The sequence below is a fragment of the Pantoea sp. Lu_F5_004 genome, from assembly GCF_051136245.1.
Taxonomy (GTDB): domain Bacteria; phylum Pseudomonadota; class Gammaproteobacteria; order Enterobacterales; family Enterobacteriaceae; genus Pantoea; species Pantoea agglomerans.
This window is the reverse complement of the sequence record NZ_CP194946.1, coordinates 1,422,535-1,437,262: the sequence shown is the minus strand read 5'-3', so window position 1 is coordinate 1,437,262 and position 14,728 is coordinate 1,422,535. Positions and strand designations below refer to the sequence as shown.

Below are 14,728 nucleotides of genomic sequence, written 5' to 3'. Positions count from 1 at the left end.
TCACTCCTCGCTCTGAATGTGCACCGCTTCCATTCCACTCCCGCCTCTGAAAATCTGTATCTGCTACTGTCACACCGCTGCATAAATGTGATCGCTAGCACGCTAAGCGGTTAATGCGTATGATGAAGCTCAGTGAAAACAGGAGCCTGCCATGCTCACCGTGCTGTCTGTCTGCGGGCGCTATCTTCGCGCCTTTATCATCATTTATCTCTGCTTATACGCCGGAATCGGCATCGCCTCGCTGCTGCCCATCAAACTGCCTGGCAGCATCCTTGGGATGTTAATTCTGTTTGCCCTGCTCGCCTCGCAGATCCTGCCTGTCAGTTGGGTTAAACCGGGCTGCCATCTGCTGATTCGCTATATGGCGCTGCTGTTTGTGCCGATCAGCGTCGGGGTAATGAGCTACACCGATATTCTGACGGCGCAGTTTGGCCCTATCGTGATCTCCTGCGTCGTCAGCACCTTCCTGGTTCTCTCTATTGTCGGCGTAAGCGCTCACCAGCTTCATAGTCGCCGCCCGGCCGGGGAGTCAGGCGATGAGTGAAATATGGTGGTCACTGCCACTGACGCTGGCGGCATTTTTTCTGGCGCGCAAACTGGCGATACGGCTGAAAATCTCGCTGCTCAATCCGCTGCTGGTGGCGATGGCGATTATTATCCCGATTCTGCTGCTGTTGCAGCTGCCCTATTCGCGCTATTTCGCGGGCAGTCAGATTCTTAATCAGCTACTGCAACCGGCTGTTGTCGCGCTGGCACTGCCGCTGTATGAGCAGATGCATCAGATCCGTGCCCGCTGGAAATCGATTATTGGCGTCTGCTTTATCGGCAGTGTGACCGCCATGACCTCTGGCACCGCTATTGCTCTGTGGATGGGTGCCACGCCTGAAATCGCCGCTACCATCGTTCCTAAATCCGTTACCACGCCCATTGCGATGGCCGTCTCCGGTTCGCTGCACGGTATTCCCGCCATCAGCGCCATCTGCGTGCTGATTGCCGGGGTACTGGGTGCGGTGTTCGGACATACTGTGCTGAATCTGCTTGGCGTGAAATCTAAGGCGGCGCGCGGACTGGCGATAGGTAACGCGTCGCACGCACTCGGCACAGCGCGCGCCGCTGAACTCGACTATCAGGAAGGGGCATTCAGCTCACTGGCGCTGGTGATCTGCGGCATCATCACCTCACTGCTGGCGCCGTTTATTTTTCCGCTGCTGCTGCACTGGTTTGGCTGAAAGTTTGCGAGAGATCTCGCAAAGTTGAAACATGCAACACAGGTTACATTGTCAGAGCGATGTGGATCACATATAAACCGGTGACTGGCACATCGCCCTGCTGAATCTAATGAGGCTCACATGCAATCCCGTTTCCTCTCTGCCTTTGAGGCATTGCCGTCAACGCTGCAAACCGCACTCGCTCCGCTGCTGGACGATCCTGGCTTTCAGGCGGTGCTGAGCGCCGACCAGGTCGCCTCACTGCAGCAACAGACGCAGATGGATGCCGATGCTCTGGCGCTGGCGCTGCTGCCCCTGGCGGCGGCCTGTGCCGTTGCTACCGTGTCGCATTTTAACGTCGGGGCTATTGCCCGTGGCGTCAGCGGCAACTGGTACTTCGGGGCCAACATGGAATTTATCGGTACGCCGTTGCAACAGACGGTTCACGCCGAGCAGAGCGCTATTACCCATGCGTGGCTGCGTGGCGAAAGTCAGCTTGAGACGATCACCGTTAACTACACACCGTGCGGTCACTGCCGTCAGTTTATGAACGAGCTGAACAGCGGTACGAACATTCGCATCAGCCTGCCACAACGCGCGATCAGCACCCTGGCCGATTATCTGCCGGATGCCTTTGGACCGCGCGATCTGGACATCACGACCTTCCTGATGGACAGCGTGGATCACGGCTATGTAGCCGAAGGCGATGAACTGGTGCAGGCCGCGGTTGCCGCTGCCAATGCCAGCCACGCGCCTTACAGCCAGTCACACGCCGGTGTTGCGCTGCTGACCGCAAACGGCGCGATTGTCACCGGGCGCTATGCGGAAAATGCCGCCTTTAACCCGAGTTTCCCGCCCCTTCAGGCGGCGCTGGTCCTGCTCAACATACAGGGTGGCGATGTTCGTCAGATAAAAAAAGCGGTATTAGCCGAAGTGGAAAATGCCACGCTAAGCCAGTTCGCCGCCACACAGGCGACACTTGAGACATTTGGTTGCGGTGAGCTGCTGCAGGTGACGCTGTACAAAGCATAACCCGCTGTCAGAGAGGCCACAGTTTTGTGAGCTTTTATGAACAAACGCTGTACTTCTGCAGGAAATTTCATAGGATCTGGCGCCAGAATTCACGTCATTACAAATTACTCTGAATAATTCAGGTTGCAGGATGGCAGCACGGTCGTAAATGTTTCTGCAGCGGTTACCCTGCCGCTGCCAGGCCTGCAGTCTGAGCTATAACGGGTAAGAAAACTGGCGCTACCTTTCCGGCGTGACGCCAGACAACACTGCAACCGGAGCATTACCGCATGGAACTCGACTACGAAAGTAAACGCCCGCTGTATATCCCTTATGCTGGCCCGATTTTGCTGGAATTTCCCCTGCTGAACAAAGGCAGCGCCTTTAGTATCGAAGAACGTAACGAATTCAACCTCAACGGTCTGCTGCCAGAAGCAGTGGAATCGATTGAAGAGCAGGCGCAGCGTGCCTGGCGTCAGTTCCAGGACTTCAAAAACAATAACGATAAGCATGTCTACCTGCGTAACATCCAGGACACCAACGAAACGCTGTTCTACCGCCTGCTGGATAACCATCTCGAAGAGATGATGCCCATCATCTACACCCCGACCGTCGGCGCAGCCTGTGAACACTTCTCTGAAATCTACCGTCGTGCGCGTGGCGTGTTCATCTCCTACCCTAACCGCGACCATATCGAAGATATGCTGCAAAACGCCACCAAGCAGAATGTGAAGGTGATTGTGGTGACTGATGGCGAGCGTATTCTGGGCCTCGGCGATCAGGGCATCGGTGGTATGGGTATCCCGATTGGTAAGCTTTCACTCTACACCGCCTGTGGCGGCATCAGTCCGGCTTACACCCTGCCGGTGGTGCTGGATGTTGGTACCAACAACCAGCAGTTGCTGAACGATCCGCTCTATATGGGCTGGCGTCATCCGCGCATCACCGGTGAAGAGTATGATGCGTTCGTGAACGATTTTATTCAGGCCGTTAAACGCCGCTGGCCGAAAGTGCTGTTGCAGTTTGAAGATTTCGCCCAGAAGAATGCCATGCCGCTGCTGAACCGCTATCGCGATGAAGTCTGCTGCTTTAACGATGATATTCAGGGCACAGCCGCCGTGACCGTGGGCACCCTGATTGCCGCCAGCCGCGCCGCTGGCAGCCGCCTGTGCGAGCAGAAAGTGGTGTTCCTGGGCGCCGGTTCCGCAGGTTGTGGTATCGCTGAACAGATCATCGCACAGATGAAATCCGAAGGTCTGAGTGACGAGGAAGCGCGTGGCCGGGTAATGATGGTGGATCGCTTTGGTCTGCTCACTGACAAGCTGCCTAACCTGCTCGATTTCCAGAGCAAGCTGGTGCAGAAGAGCGAAAACCTGCAGCAGTGGGATGTCACCAATGATTCCATCTCGCTGCTGGACGTGGTGCGCAATGCCAGACCCGATATTCTGATTGGTGTTTCTGGCCAGCCGGGCCTGTTCACCGAAGAGATCATCCGCGAGATGCACAAGCACTGTAAGCGCCCTATCGTGATGCCACTGTCGAACCCGACATCACGCGTGGAAGCGACGCCAGCCGATATCATCGCCTGGACTGACGGTGCCGCACTGGTCGCAACCGGCAGTCCGTTCTCGCCGGTGAGCTGGAACGGTAAAACCTATCCGATTGCGCAGTGCAACAACTCCTACATCTTCCCGGGCATTGGTCTGGGTGTGATTGCTTCGGGTGCCAGCCGCGTTACCGATACCATGCTGATGACCGCCAGCCGCGCGCTCGCTGACTGTTCTCCGCTGGTGAATGAAGGTGAAGGCCCGGTGCTGCCAGAGATTAAAGATATCCAGGGTGTATCGAAAATCATTGCGATGGAAGTGGGTAAAGCTGCTCAGCTGGCGGGTGTCGCCGTGGTGACCTCTGAAGATGTGTTGTCACAGGCTATCGCCAACAACTTCTGGCTGCCGCAGTACCGTCATTATCGTCGTACCTCGATTTAATCTTCAGACTGCCGGATTGCATCCGATCCGGCAGTGTTCAAAAAGAGCACAGCCAGCCGGCAGTAACTTGCTTCACAGTGACAGCTCAAGTAGCCTTGTCCCATCTCACTATTCTGACATCGAGTCTCCAGGCGCATGCTGAAACGCGTTTTCATTGGTCTGCTTTTCATCATCTTACTGATGATGGCAACGGCGCTCGGCCTTGATCGCTGGATCAGCTGGAAAACTGCGCCCTTTATCTACGAAAATGTCGCCTCTTTGCCACATCGTCAGGTCGGTGTGGTACTGGGTACGGCGAAATATTATCGCACCGGCGTCATCAATCAGTATTACCTTTATCGTATGCAGGGCGCGCTGAATGCCTACAACAGCGGCAAGGTCAATTATCTGCTGTTAAGCGGTGATAACGCGCTGCAAAGCTATAACGAGCCGATGACGATGCGCCGCGATCTCATCAAAGCCGGTGTCGATCCGGCTGATATCGTGCTGGACTATGCCGGTTTCCGCACGCTGGATTCGATTGTACGCACCCGCAAAGTGTTTGATACCAACGACTTCATTATTATCACACAGCGTTTCCATTGTGAGCGTGCGCTGTTTATCGCCTTACAGCTGGGTATTCAGGCGCAGTGTTATGCGGTGCCCTCACCAAAAAACATGCTTAGCGTGCGCTTCCGTGAGGTAGGTGCCCGGCTGGGCGCGCTGGTGGATCTCTTCCTGCTTAAGCGCGAACCGCGCTTCCTGGGCCCACTGGTGCCGATCCCCGCCGTACGCGATGTCCCTGAAGATGCACAGAGTTACCCGGCAGTGACGCCGGAGCAGCTGCTGGAGCTGGAACAGAAGCTGCGGAAATAGCTCACGCGCTGCGGCTTATTTATGCTGGTTACTGCTGTGCCGAAGTCTGGCAGTGACGTGCAGGGCTCACGGAACATACGCCTTCCGTAAAGACGCAGGACCTCTATACCTGACCTGGCGGGCTCAGCGTGGGCGATTACGCACCTCAGGGATGAGGTGCGTAATCGCGTGGGCCGAGCGTGTCATGGATGACGGCTTTTGCGACTTTCCGATCTGACCGTGTTCCCTTCGCAGACTCGATCTCACAGCGACAATGCCTGCACTCCAGCGACAATGCATGCACTCCAGCAACAATGCCTGCACTCCAGCGACAATCCCTTCTTTTACATAATAAAAAAGCGACCCGAAGGTCGCTTTGTGAGCACTGAAGAAGACTTACTTCTTACGGGAATATTTCAGGGAATCCAGCGCCACGGCGAAGATAATGATGCCGCCTTTAATGATGTACTGCCAGTAAGGGTTGACGCCGATATAGGTCAGACCGTAGTTGATGACGGTAAAGATCAACACACCGGTCACTACGCCCGCCACGCTACCCACACCACCGGCGAAGGAGACACCGCCGACCACACAGGCCGCAATCGCATCCAGCTCATACATAAAGCCAAGGTTGTTGGTGGCCGAACCGATACGCCCCGCTTCCAGCATCCCGCCGAAGGCGTAGAACACACCTGACAGGGCATAAATCATGATCAGGTTCAGGTTGACGTTAACGCCTGAGACTTTCGCCGCTTCCGGGTTACCGCCGATAGCAAAAATGTTCTTGCCGAAGCGGGTTTTGTTCCACAGCACCCAGACGAAAATAATGGCAATCACGGCGTAGAAGGTGATGAACGAAAGCTTGAAATCACCAAAGCGTAAGAAGCCCTGGGTAAATTTCGAGAACCCAGTATCAAAACCGGCAATCGGTGATGCGCCAACAAAGTCGTAATAGAGTGAGTTGATACCGTAAACGATGATCATGGTGCCCAGCGTGGTGATAAATGGCGTTACCTTGAGGTAAGCAATAATCACACCGTTGACCAGACCAATCACGCCGCCGATGATGCACACGGTCAGAATAACCAGTGGAATCGGCACCGTATCCAGCGTCGGGAAGACCTTGTTCGCGTTATCCATTGCCTGCAGCAGCGTCGCGGCGACCACCGCCGCCAGACCGACCTGACGTCCGGCTGACAGGTCAGTACCCTGGGTCACAATCAGACCCGCCACACCCAGTGCAATAATAATGCGCACCGAAGATTGGGTCAGAATATTACTCAGGTTCATTAAACTTAAAAATGAGGGGTCCTGGAAAATAATAATAGCCAGCAATACCAGCAGCACGACATAAATGCCGCCCTCTTTTAACCAGGTTAGCGCATTCTTTTTTGTAGTCGCTTTCATGTTAACAGCCCTTGCTTCATTAAAGGTGTAATGACGCTAAACGCAATATTTCGTTCTGCGTGGTCGTTTTGGTATCAACTATGCCTGCTACCAGACCATTACTCATTACCAGAATACGATCGGTAATGCCTAACAGCTCCGGCATTTCGGATGAGATAATAATGATGCCCTTTTCTCTTTTCGCCAGCTCAGCAATTAACTGGTAAATTTCGAATTTTGCACCAACATCAATACCGCGAGTGGGTTCATCAAGCATCAGGATTTCAGGCTGGGTCAATAACCAGCGGCCAATAATCACTTTTTGCTGGTTACCGCCCGAAAGCGAACCAATCTGGGTATGGTGGCCTGGCGTTTTTACACGCATAGAATCGATAACCCACTGGGTATCACTCTTCATGCGTTTATTATCCAGCAGTCCCATACTGTTTTTATATTTTTTGATATTGGAAATAAGCGAGTTAAAACCAATGTCAAGGAAAGCATAAATACCGGTTGAGCGACGCTCTTCAGTCACCAGCGCAAAACCGTGGTTAATGGCTTCATTGGCGCTGTGATTATTAATCGGTTTGCCATGCAGTTTAATGGTGCCGCCCGATTTTTCGCGAATGCCAAACAGCGTTTCGACGATATCGGTACGTTTGGCTCCCACCAGCCCGGCAATGCCGAGTATCTCCCCTTTACGCAAATCAAATGAGATGTCGCGAATCGATGGCTGACGCAGTGACGTCAGATGACGCACCTCAAGAATCGTCTCGCCTGGCACGTTGGTACGGTCAGGGAAACGCTGGTTCAGTGAACGGCCGACCATCATGGAGATGATCTTATCCATATCCAGCCCTTCCAGCGGCTGAGAGGTGATCCACTGACCATCACGCAGGATAGTGATCTCATCACACAGCTGGAAAATCTCTTCCATTTTGTGCGAAATATAAACAATGCCACAGCCGCGATCTTTCAGCTTACGAATAATCGTGAACAGGTGATTAACCTCTTTCTCGGTTAACGAGGAGGTTGGCTCATCCATAATCACAATTTTCGCGTCATAGGAAAACGCTTTGGCAATTTCAATCATCTGCATCTGCGATACAGAAAGATTGGCAACTTTGTCGCGCGGATCGATATCAATATCCAGCTCGTCAAAAATCGCTTTGGTATCCCGGTACATTTTATCCTGATCGACAAAGAAGCCTTTGCGTGGATAACGCCCAAGCCACATGTTGTCCATCACGGTACGCTGCAGAACCAGGTTTAATTCCTGATGCACCATCGACACGCCATTTTCCAGCGCCTCTTTGGAGCTTTTATAGTCGATCTCTTTACCCTGAAACAGGATACTGCCGGTATCTTTTTTATAAATACCAAACAGGCATTTTAATAAGGTGGATTTCCCGGCACCGTTCTCGCCCATTAATGCATGAACAGAGTGAGGCCGCACTTTTAAATTCACATTATCTAACGCTTTAACGCCGGGAAATGATTTTGAGACATCCGTCATTTCCAGCAGATATTCTCGCTGCGCGGTCGTATTATCACTGGCCATATTTTACCTGGCTAAAAAACGGTGGTGACATAAAAAAGGCGCGACAGCGGTCGCGCCCGTAATCGATCTTATTTCACGAACTGAGACAGATTTTCTTTATCAACCGGCACGTAAGGAACGCGGACGATCTTATCAACCATCTTGAAGTTTGTTCCGTCGGTGGCGGCTTTGCCGTTAGCCAGATTGTTGGCAATATCCAGCGTTGCTTTCGCCTGGTTTTCCGCATCGTTCAGCACGGTACCGGCCAGCGCACCGGATTTCACCAGCGCCAGCGCTTCTGGCAGTGCATCGACGCCAAAGACCGGGATTGAGGTCATGTTGTGCGCTTTCAGCGCTTCAACCGCACCCATCGCCATCGCATCGTTGTTGGCAATCACCACTTCGATTTTTTTGGCATTCGGGCCTGACAGCCACGCATCCATCTTATCTTTGGCCTGCGCGGTATCCCACATTGCAGTATCCATCGCTAACTGCTGGGTTTTCAGACCATCTTTGTTCAGGGTATCGATCACATATTTGGTACGGGCTTCTGCATCAGGATGACCCGGCTCGCCTTTCAGCAGCACGAACTGAATCTGACCATCTTTGTTCAGATCCCACGCTGGTGTGGCTTTCCAGTGCTTCTCAATCAGCTGACCCTGAATGATGCCTGACTCTTTAGAGTCGGTACCGACATAGTAAGCTTTGTCATAACCGGCCAGCACTTTGGCGTTAGGTTCTTTGTTGAAGAAGACCACCGGCACGTCGTTGGCACGCGCTTTGTCTACCACCACCGCAGCCGCAGCCGGGTCAACCAGGTTAATCGCCAGCGCTTTCACGCCTTTTGCCATCAGCACGTCAATCTGATCGTTCTGTTTGGACTGGTCATTCTGTGAATCATTCATCAGCAACTGCACGCCACCGATCGCTTTCGCTTCTTTCTCGATGTCTTTGCGTACCATTGACATGAAGTTGTCATCATATTTGTAAATAGTCACGCCGATACGGGTGTCAGCTGCGTGAGCGGTTGCACCAAACATCATGCTGGCAACCAGTGCTGTAAGCGTGAAAACCTTCTTATTCATGGTATCTCCGGTTTTATTATGCAGGGTCTTTTTAGCGCTACCGCGCCATACAGGCGGGAGAGCAATCGGTAAAACAGATCGGCGCGTCGGTTAACGTAATGAGAATGTTAAGCCATTGAACACCGTCTAAAACCTGACTTCCCTGTGACTGAATGCTTCCATGAAGAGGGTATGAACCCTTTAACCGGCTACTGAGACCACAACTGATGCCGTTACACTGGCGTTACATAATGTTTCAGTCCGGTAAGACGCTGCCATCATAGTGAGAGCAATGTTAATTAACTGTGAATGTAATCACAGATTGAAAACGGTTACATGGCTGAATCGCCTGAATTAGTGACGGACTCCACATTTTGCCGCTGCGCCACCGAATGACGCCGCACCAGCGTTGGCATAAAGATGTGCGTTGCCGTGTCATCCAGCAGTCCGGCTGCACCCTGCAGCGCCAGTTCAGTGGCGATTTTTGCCATAGATACAATGGGATAGCGCACAGTGGTTAACTGCGGATCGGTGTAACGGGAAATCGGGATATCATCAAAGCCAATGACAGAAAAATGCTGTGGCACCTGGATGCCGTTGTCTTTCAGCGCAGTGAGTGCACCAGCCGCCATGCCGTCGTTATAGGCAAACACCGCACTGAGGTTGAGATTGCGTCCCAGCAGCTCCACCATCGCCGCTTCGCCGCCCTGCATATCGGGCTCTGCGCTGGCTATCCAGCTCTCCTGCGGCCGGATGCCCTGCTCTGCCATCGCCTGAATCCACCCTTCACGGCGCTGCGCCACATCTTCGATAGGATGACTGGAACAAAGGTAGCCAATGCGGCTATGCCCCTGTTGTAGCAAGGTTCGTGAGGCCATCAACGCACCCGTGACGTTATCCAGACTGACACTGCGGTGTTCAAATCCGGGCACGATGCGGTTAATGACCACCATACCCGGAACGTGGCGCATAAAATCCGCCAGCTCAGCGTCAGGCAGTGTTTTCGCGTGTACCACCAGGGCGCTGCAACGCTGACGAATCAGCACTTCAATGGCATGACGCTCTTTCTCTTCCTGATGCCAGGAGTTGCTGATTAACACATGTTTGTGCACGCGCTGCGCCACGGTATCCACCGCTTTAACCAGTGCACCGAAGAAGGGATCCGAAACATCCATCACCACCACGCCAATGGTGTCACTGACCTGCGTCGCCAGCGCCTGCGCATTGGCGTTGGGCCGATAGCCCAGCGCTTCCACCGCCTGTAACACGGCGTCGCGGGTGTCAGAGGTGACGGCGCTGCTCTGATTGAGGACGCGCGACACGGTCGCCACCGACACGCCAGCCTGACGGGCAACATCACGAATTGTTATCATGCAGCAGTTCCACAGAGGAAAAATAAGGCATCACGCCGGGTTGAACACCGGCGCTATTTTGTCAGGGGCAGGAGGCGTACAGCGTGAATTGCGTCACATCAATGAAAACGGTTACATACAATTCTGTAACCTTTGTGATGGCGGTCATTATCTGGCGTTGTCAGTGATGCGCGATTTACCGGCTGAGATCAGCGTGAGCCGCCGCCACAGCCACTCCAGCGGACCCTGTGCGAAGAAATGTAACCAGATGAGTGAAAAGAGGATATTGATAAGCCAGACCGCAGGCACCATCAGCACCAGTTCCAGCCGGGTGAAGTGCATATAGAAGCCGAAGCGATAGAACAGCGTGGTGCAGATCAGCGACTGCAGCAGATAGTTGGTCAGCGCCATGCGGCCCACGCACTGAATGGCATAGCTGATGCGCCAGCGCGCTATCTGCGGCCAGTAAGCCAGACAGAGCGCGGCGTAGCCCAGGCTAATCAGCGGGCTGGCGAGATCGCGCGGGGCTTGCAGATAAAAAGCGGTCCAGCGGAACTCCCAATGTAACAGCCATTGCGCTGCCACACCGGCCACCGCAATCAACAACCCCATCGTTAACAGCAGCGCCGCAGCCTGACGGTAATGTTGCGCTGAAAACTCGCCGATCAGCCAGCCACTACGCAGCAGTGCGCCACCGATCATCATCAGGCCCGCCAGCTGCCAGCCATACTGCGCCGCCAGCGCCATCAGTCCTGACGAGAGATGATCCAGCCGGTTCTGTATCGCTTCCCAGCCGCCAGTCAGTTTCCAGTATTGTTCATATTGCAGATCGGCAGCACCAGGCAGCCAGGATCGGGTCGGTTCAGGATCGGAGATCGACCCAAACACCAGCAGAACGCCACAGCCCACCAGGTAGAGCAGAATGCCGGTATTCATCAGGCTGCGGGTGGAAGGGACATCGCGCACTACCCGCCAGACCACCAGCCCGATAATGCCGTAGTCCAGCAGGATATCGCCCTCCCAGAGAAAGACGCCGTGCAGAAAACCGATCAGCACCAGCAGTGAAAGCCGGGCTGTCAGCCAGCGACTGCCGCGTGGCAGCTGCATTTGCAGGCCTGCGCCAAACAGCAGCGCAAACAGGGTGAGGAATTTGAGCTGGGCAAAGGCGTCAGAGATCGCCCATGTCCAGACGTCGGACAGGCTGACACTGCCCTGCCAGGCCGGATTAAGGTAGGCGGCAGAGGGCAGGCCAAAGCCGACAATATTGAGCAGCAGAATGCCGAGAATGGCACATCCACGAATGAAATCCAGCGCGTGATAGCGTTGCATGCGGCACCTGCACCATTGAGGCGGGCAACGTTATGCGCCCGCCGTAGACTCAACTATGGCGCACCGCGCGCAAAAATTCCTGGCGGGTATTCTGGCTGGACTTGAACAGGCCACCCAGAGAGGTCGTCGTGGTGGCGCTGGTGGCATCTTTTACGCCACGCGCTTTTACGCAGTAATGCACCGCATCAATAGAAACAGCCACATTGTTGGTGCCCAGCAGCGTCTGCAGTGCGACCAGAACCTGCTGTGTCAGACGCTCCTGCACCTGCGGGCGCTGGGCGAAGAACTGCACGATACGGTTGATTTTCGACAGGCCAATCACCTTTTCTTTGGGAATGTAGGCGACGGTCGCTTTGCCATCGATGATCACAAAGTGATGTTCACAGGTGCTGGTCAGCGTGATATCACGCACGGTCACCATCTCATCAACCTTCATTTTATTCTCAATGACGGTGATTTTCGGGAAGTTGGCGTAGTCGAGACCGGAAAAGACTTCATCCACATACATTTTGGCGATGCGATGCGGCGTTTCCATCAGGCTGTCATCTTCAAGATCCAGATTCAGCAGCTGCATAATCTCGGTCATGTGCCCGGCAATCAGACTTTTACGTGTGTTGTCATCTATATCGCGCGTCGGTGCACGTAACGGCGTTTCCAGTCCACGTGCCAGCAGCGCTTCGTGAACCAGGGCAGCTTCCTGACTTAGGGTGCTCATCTTACTCTTCTCCGGCTGGTGTTGCGCCCGCGAGCTTTTGCCAGCGGGCCCTGTAATCAGGCGCGTATTGTGAAACTTTCTTTGCGGGGAATCCAGCAATCAATCAGATTGGTGATGAAAGCTTTTCACCCGGTTCGCCGCCACACCAGCAGGCCGGCCCAGACCAGGCTAACCCCGGCAACCCACAGGGCAGGCTCCAGCCGATGTAACAGAGCGGTAGAGAGAAAAGAGAGCAGCGGACCGACCAGTTGTCCGACCGCATAGCCGGTGGTCAGCAGGCCAGCCATGTAGCGCAGATGATTGGGTGCCAGCTCACGGGCGCAGAGCAGCGACAGCTGCACCACGCTGAGGAAACCGCCCCCTACCAGCAGCGCACCGGCCAGTAGGCCGCTAAAGCCTGGCAGCAGCGCTGCGGCAAATACGCCCAGCGCCTGCGCCCACAGCACCAGTGCCAGGCGGACGTGGCTGTGCCCCCAGCGTCGCGTCAGGATCCCCAGCAGGATGCCGATCATCGCCGCGCCGCCAAAAATCGGCCAGACAAACTGCGCGAAGATGCCGTCCGGAAACCGCGTGGCGGCCATCTGCGACAAAAAGGTGGCGGGCAGAATATAACCAAAGCCCGCCAGACTGTAACTCAGCACCAGACGTTTAAGGTTGCGATCCAGCACCAGCGGCTCGGGTGCCTGATCCGGGCGGTGCAGTTCGCCCCGACGCGGCAGATTACGGGTAATCAGCGCAATCAGCAGCAGCGCCAGCGCACCGTAAGCGGCCCAGGCCAGACCGGCTGATACCTGCAATGTGTGCAGCGCTACCCCCAGCAGACCGCTGACAAAAATGCCACAGCCTGGCCCGGCAAAAACGGTCGCTGACAGCCCTGCCCGGCCATGGCGATGCAGCTGTTCATTGCTCCAGGCCGCCACCAGCACCATCGCCCAGCCGCTGGCCCAGCCAATCAGAAAGCGGATTGCGCCGTGCAGCCACGGTCCGCTGGCCAATGCTGAGAGCAGGGTCAGGATCACCGCGCCCCATACGCCCGCCTGCAATCGCAGCTCAACCCGCCGGTGTGCGCGCATGGCATCAAATGAGCCACACAGATAGCCAAGATAGTTAAGTGCCGCGACCAGGCTGGCACTGGTGAGTGTCAGCTGGTGTGCCTGAATCATCAGCGGCACCTGGGGCGTAAAGGCAAACCGGCCAATGCCCATCGCGACAAATAAGGTTAAAAACGCGCTGAGCGCGACGCGTAACGCCATTGCTGAACTCCTGTTGTTCTGCCCTGAGATCTCTTCTGACTTGCTAACAGCATGCAGGATGATTAAACTCACGGAAAGTGAATAATTTTAACCAACTTGCTTACAGGAAGAGAAGATATGGATTTAGTTCAGCTGCGTATGTTCTGTTCCGTCGCCGAAACGGGTTCACTGGCGCGCGCAGCAGAACAGCTGCATCGCGTCCCCTCTAATCTCACCACGCGGCTGCGCCAGCTGGAAGAAGAATTAGGTGTGGATCTCTTTATTCGTGAGAAGCAGCGCATTCGCCTGTCACCAATGGGCCATAATTTTCTGAATTATGCGCAGCGTATCCTGGCATTAAGTGAAGAAGCGATGAGCATGACCCGCACCGGTGAACCGGCGGGCAACTTTGCGCTGGGCTCAATGGAGAGCACCGCGGCAACGCGTCTGCCCGGCCTGCTCGCCGCCTATCACCAGCGCTTTCCCAAAGTGGCGCTGTCGCTGATTACCGGCACCTCGGGCGAAATCATCGATCGGGTGCGTGAAGGCACCCTGGCGGCCGCGCTGGTGGATGGCCCGGTCTCCCATGACGATCTCAATGGCTGCATCGCCTTTCGCGAAGAGATGATACTGATTACCGGCCTCGATCATGCGCCAATCGCCACCGCGCGCGACGTGCAGGACGATACCCTGTTTGCCTTTCGCAACAGCTGCTCTTACCGGGTGAAGCTGGAAAGCTGGTATCGCGACAGCCAGACTGCGCCCAACAGTGTGATGGAGATTCAGTCCTATCACGCCATGCTGGCCTGCGTGGCAGGCGGTGCGGGCGTAGCGATGATCCCGGCCTCGGTGCTGAAGCAGATGGCGGATCGGTCACGGGTGCAGGCGCATACGTTACCTCCCGCTTATCGCGACACCGCCACCTGGCTGATGTGGCGACGCGACGCCTTTACGCCGAATGTTGAAGCACTGAAGTACCTGATTATTGAACAATTTGACGATCGTCCGCTCAACGATGAGCTGATTTACCCATTACAGGCGGCGGAATAAGCGTTCCACGCTATGTTTA

Annotated in this window: 13 protein-coding genes; 6 read left to right on the top strand and 7 right to left on the bottom strand. The window is 54.9% G+C overall.

Annotated elements, in window-relative coordinates; translation table 11 throughout:
- The first annotated feature begins 151 nt into the window (after window positions 1-151).
- The 5 genes from ACR8BN_RS06685 (at window position 152) to sanA (ending at window position 5,062) form a co-directional block, all read left to right on the top strand.
- Complete coding sequence (locus ACR8BN_RS06685; RefSeq protein ID WP_010248237.1) at window positions 152-544, top strand: CidA/LrgA family protein; 393 nt, start codon at window positions 152-154, stop codon at window positions 542-544.
- The gene (locus ACR8BN_RS06680; RefSeq protein WP_010248240.1) at window positions 537-1,229 is read left to right on the top strand and encodes a CidB/LrgB family autolysis modulator; all 693 of its coding nucleotides are present in this window, start codon (window positions 537-539) and stop codon (window positions 1,227-1,229) included. The genes ACR8BN_RS06685 and ACR8BN_RS06680 overlap by 8 nt, the downstream gene beginning before the upstream one ends.
- 120 nt (window positions 1,230-1,349) lie before the next feature.
- Window positions 1,350-2,240, top strand: a complete 891-nt coding sequence (gene cdd / locus ACR8BN_RS06675) for a cytidine deaminase (protein ID WP_434747436.1) — start codon at window positions 1,350-1,352, stop codon at window positions 2,238-2,240.
- Window positions 2,241-2,509: 269 nt separating this feature from the next.
- Window positions 2,510-4,207 (top strand): NAD-dependent malic enzyme, encoded by a 1,698-nt coding sequence (locus ACR8BN_RS06670; RefSeq protein WP_031592077.1) that lies wholly within the window; start codon window positions 2,510-2,512, stop codon window positions 4,205-4,207.
- A 135-nt stretch (window positions 4,208-4,342) separates the two neighbouring features.
- Window positions 4,343-5,062 (top strand): outer membrane permeability protein SanA, encoded by a 720-nt coding sequence (gene sanA, locus ACR8BN_RS06665; protein ID WP_010248246.1) that lies wholly within the window; start codon window positions 4,343-4,345, stop codon window positions 5,060-5,062.
- 375 nt (window positions 5,063-5,437) lie between these two features.
- Here the strand turns inward: sanA and mglC are convergent, their stop codons facing one another.
- The 7 genes from mglC to ACR8BN_RS06630 all read right to left on the bottom strand — a co-directional run bounded on the left by mglC (window position 5,438) and on the right by ACR8BN_RS06630 (window position 13,680).
- Window positions 5,438-6,448 carry a galactose/methyl galactoside ABC transporter permease MglC gene (mglC, locus tag ACR8BN_RS06660; protein ID WP_010248248.1) on the bottom strand — a complete coding sequence of 337 codons (1,011 nt, stop codon included), beginning with the start codon at window positions 6,446-6,448 and terminating at the stop codon, window positions 5,438-5,440.
- Between the two features lie 19 nt (window positions 6,449-6,467).
- Window positions 6,468-7,988: a galactose/methyl galactoside ABC transporter ATP-binding protein MglA gene (mglA, locus tag ACR8BN_RS06655; RefSeq protein WP_010248250.1), complete on the bottom strand. Its 1,521-nt coding sequence runs from the start codon at window positions 7,986-7,988 to the stop codon at window positions 6,468-6,470.
- A gap of 68 nt (window positions 7,989-8,056) precedes the next feature.
- Window positions 8,057-9,052: a galactose/glucose ABC transporter substrate-binding protein MglB gene (gene mglB / locus ACR8BN_RS06650; protein ID WP_010248252.1), complete on the bottom strand. Its 996-nt coding sequence runs from the start codon at window positions 9,050-9,052 to the stop codon at window positions 8,057-8,059.
- Between the two features lie 311 nt (window positions 9,053-9,363).
- A complete protein-coding gene (gene galS / locus ACR8BN_RS06645; protein ID WP_022625039.1) occupies window positions 9,364-10,404 on the bottom strand; it encodes an HTH-type transcriptional regulator GalS in 1,041 nt (346 codons plus the stop codon).
- Between the two features lie 147 nt (window positions 10,405-10,551).
- Complete coding sequence (gene yeiB, locus ACR8BN_RS06640) at window positions 10,552-11,712, bottom strand: DUF418 domain-containing protein YeiB (RefSeq protein WP_010248256.1); 1,161 nt, start codon at window positions 11,710-11,712, stop codon at window positions 10,552-10,554.
- A gap of 49 nt (window positions 11,713-11,761) precedes the next feature.
- A complete protein-coding gene (gene folE / locus ACR8BN_RS06635; protein WP_010248259.1) occupies window positions 11,762-12,427 on the bottom strand; it encodes a GTP cyclohydrolase I FolE in 666 nt (221 codons plus the stop codon).
- Window positions 12,428-12,552: 125 nt separating this feature from the next.
- Window positions 12,553-13,680, bottom strand: coding sequence for a YbfB/YjiJ family MFS transporter (locus ACR8BN_RS06630; protein WP_434747435.1), 1,128 nt, complete (start codon window positions 13,678-13,680; stop codon window positions 12,553-12,555).
- 117 nt (window positions 13,681-13,797) lie between these two features.
- Here ACR8BN_RS06630 and ptrR point away from each other — a divergent pair, with 117 nt between their 5' ends.
- The gene (ptrR, locus tag ACR8BN_RS06625) at window positions 13,798-14,709 is read left to right on the top strand and encodes a putrescine utilization regulator PtrR (RefSeq protein WP_010248266.1); all 912 of its coding nucleotides are present in this window, start codon (window positions 13,798-13,800) and stop codon (window positions 14,707-14,709) included.
- Window positions 14,710-14,728: the final 19 nt, after the last annotated feature.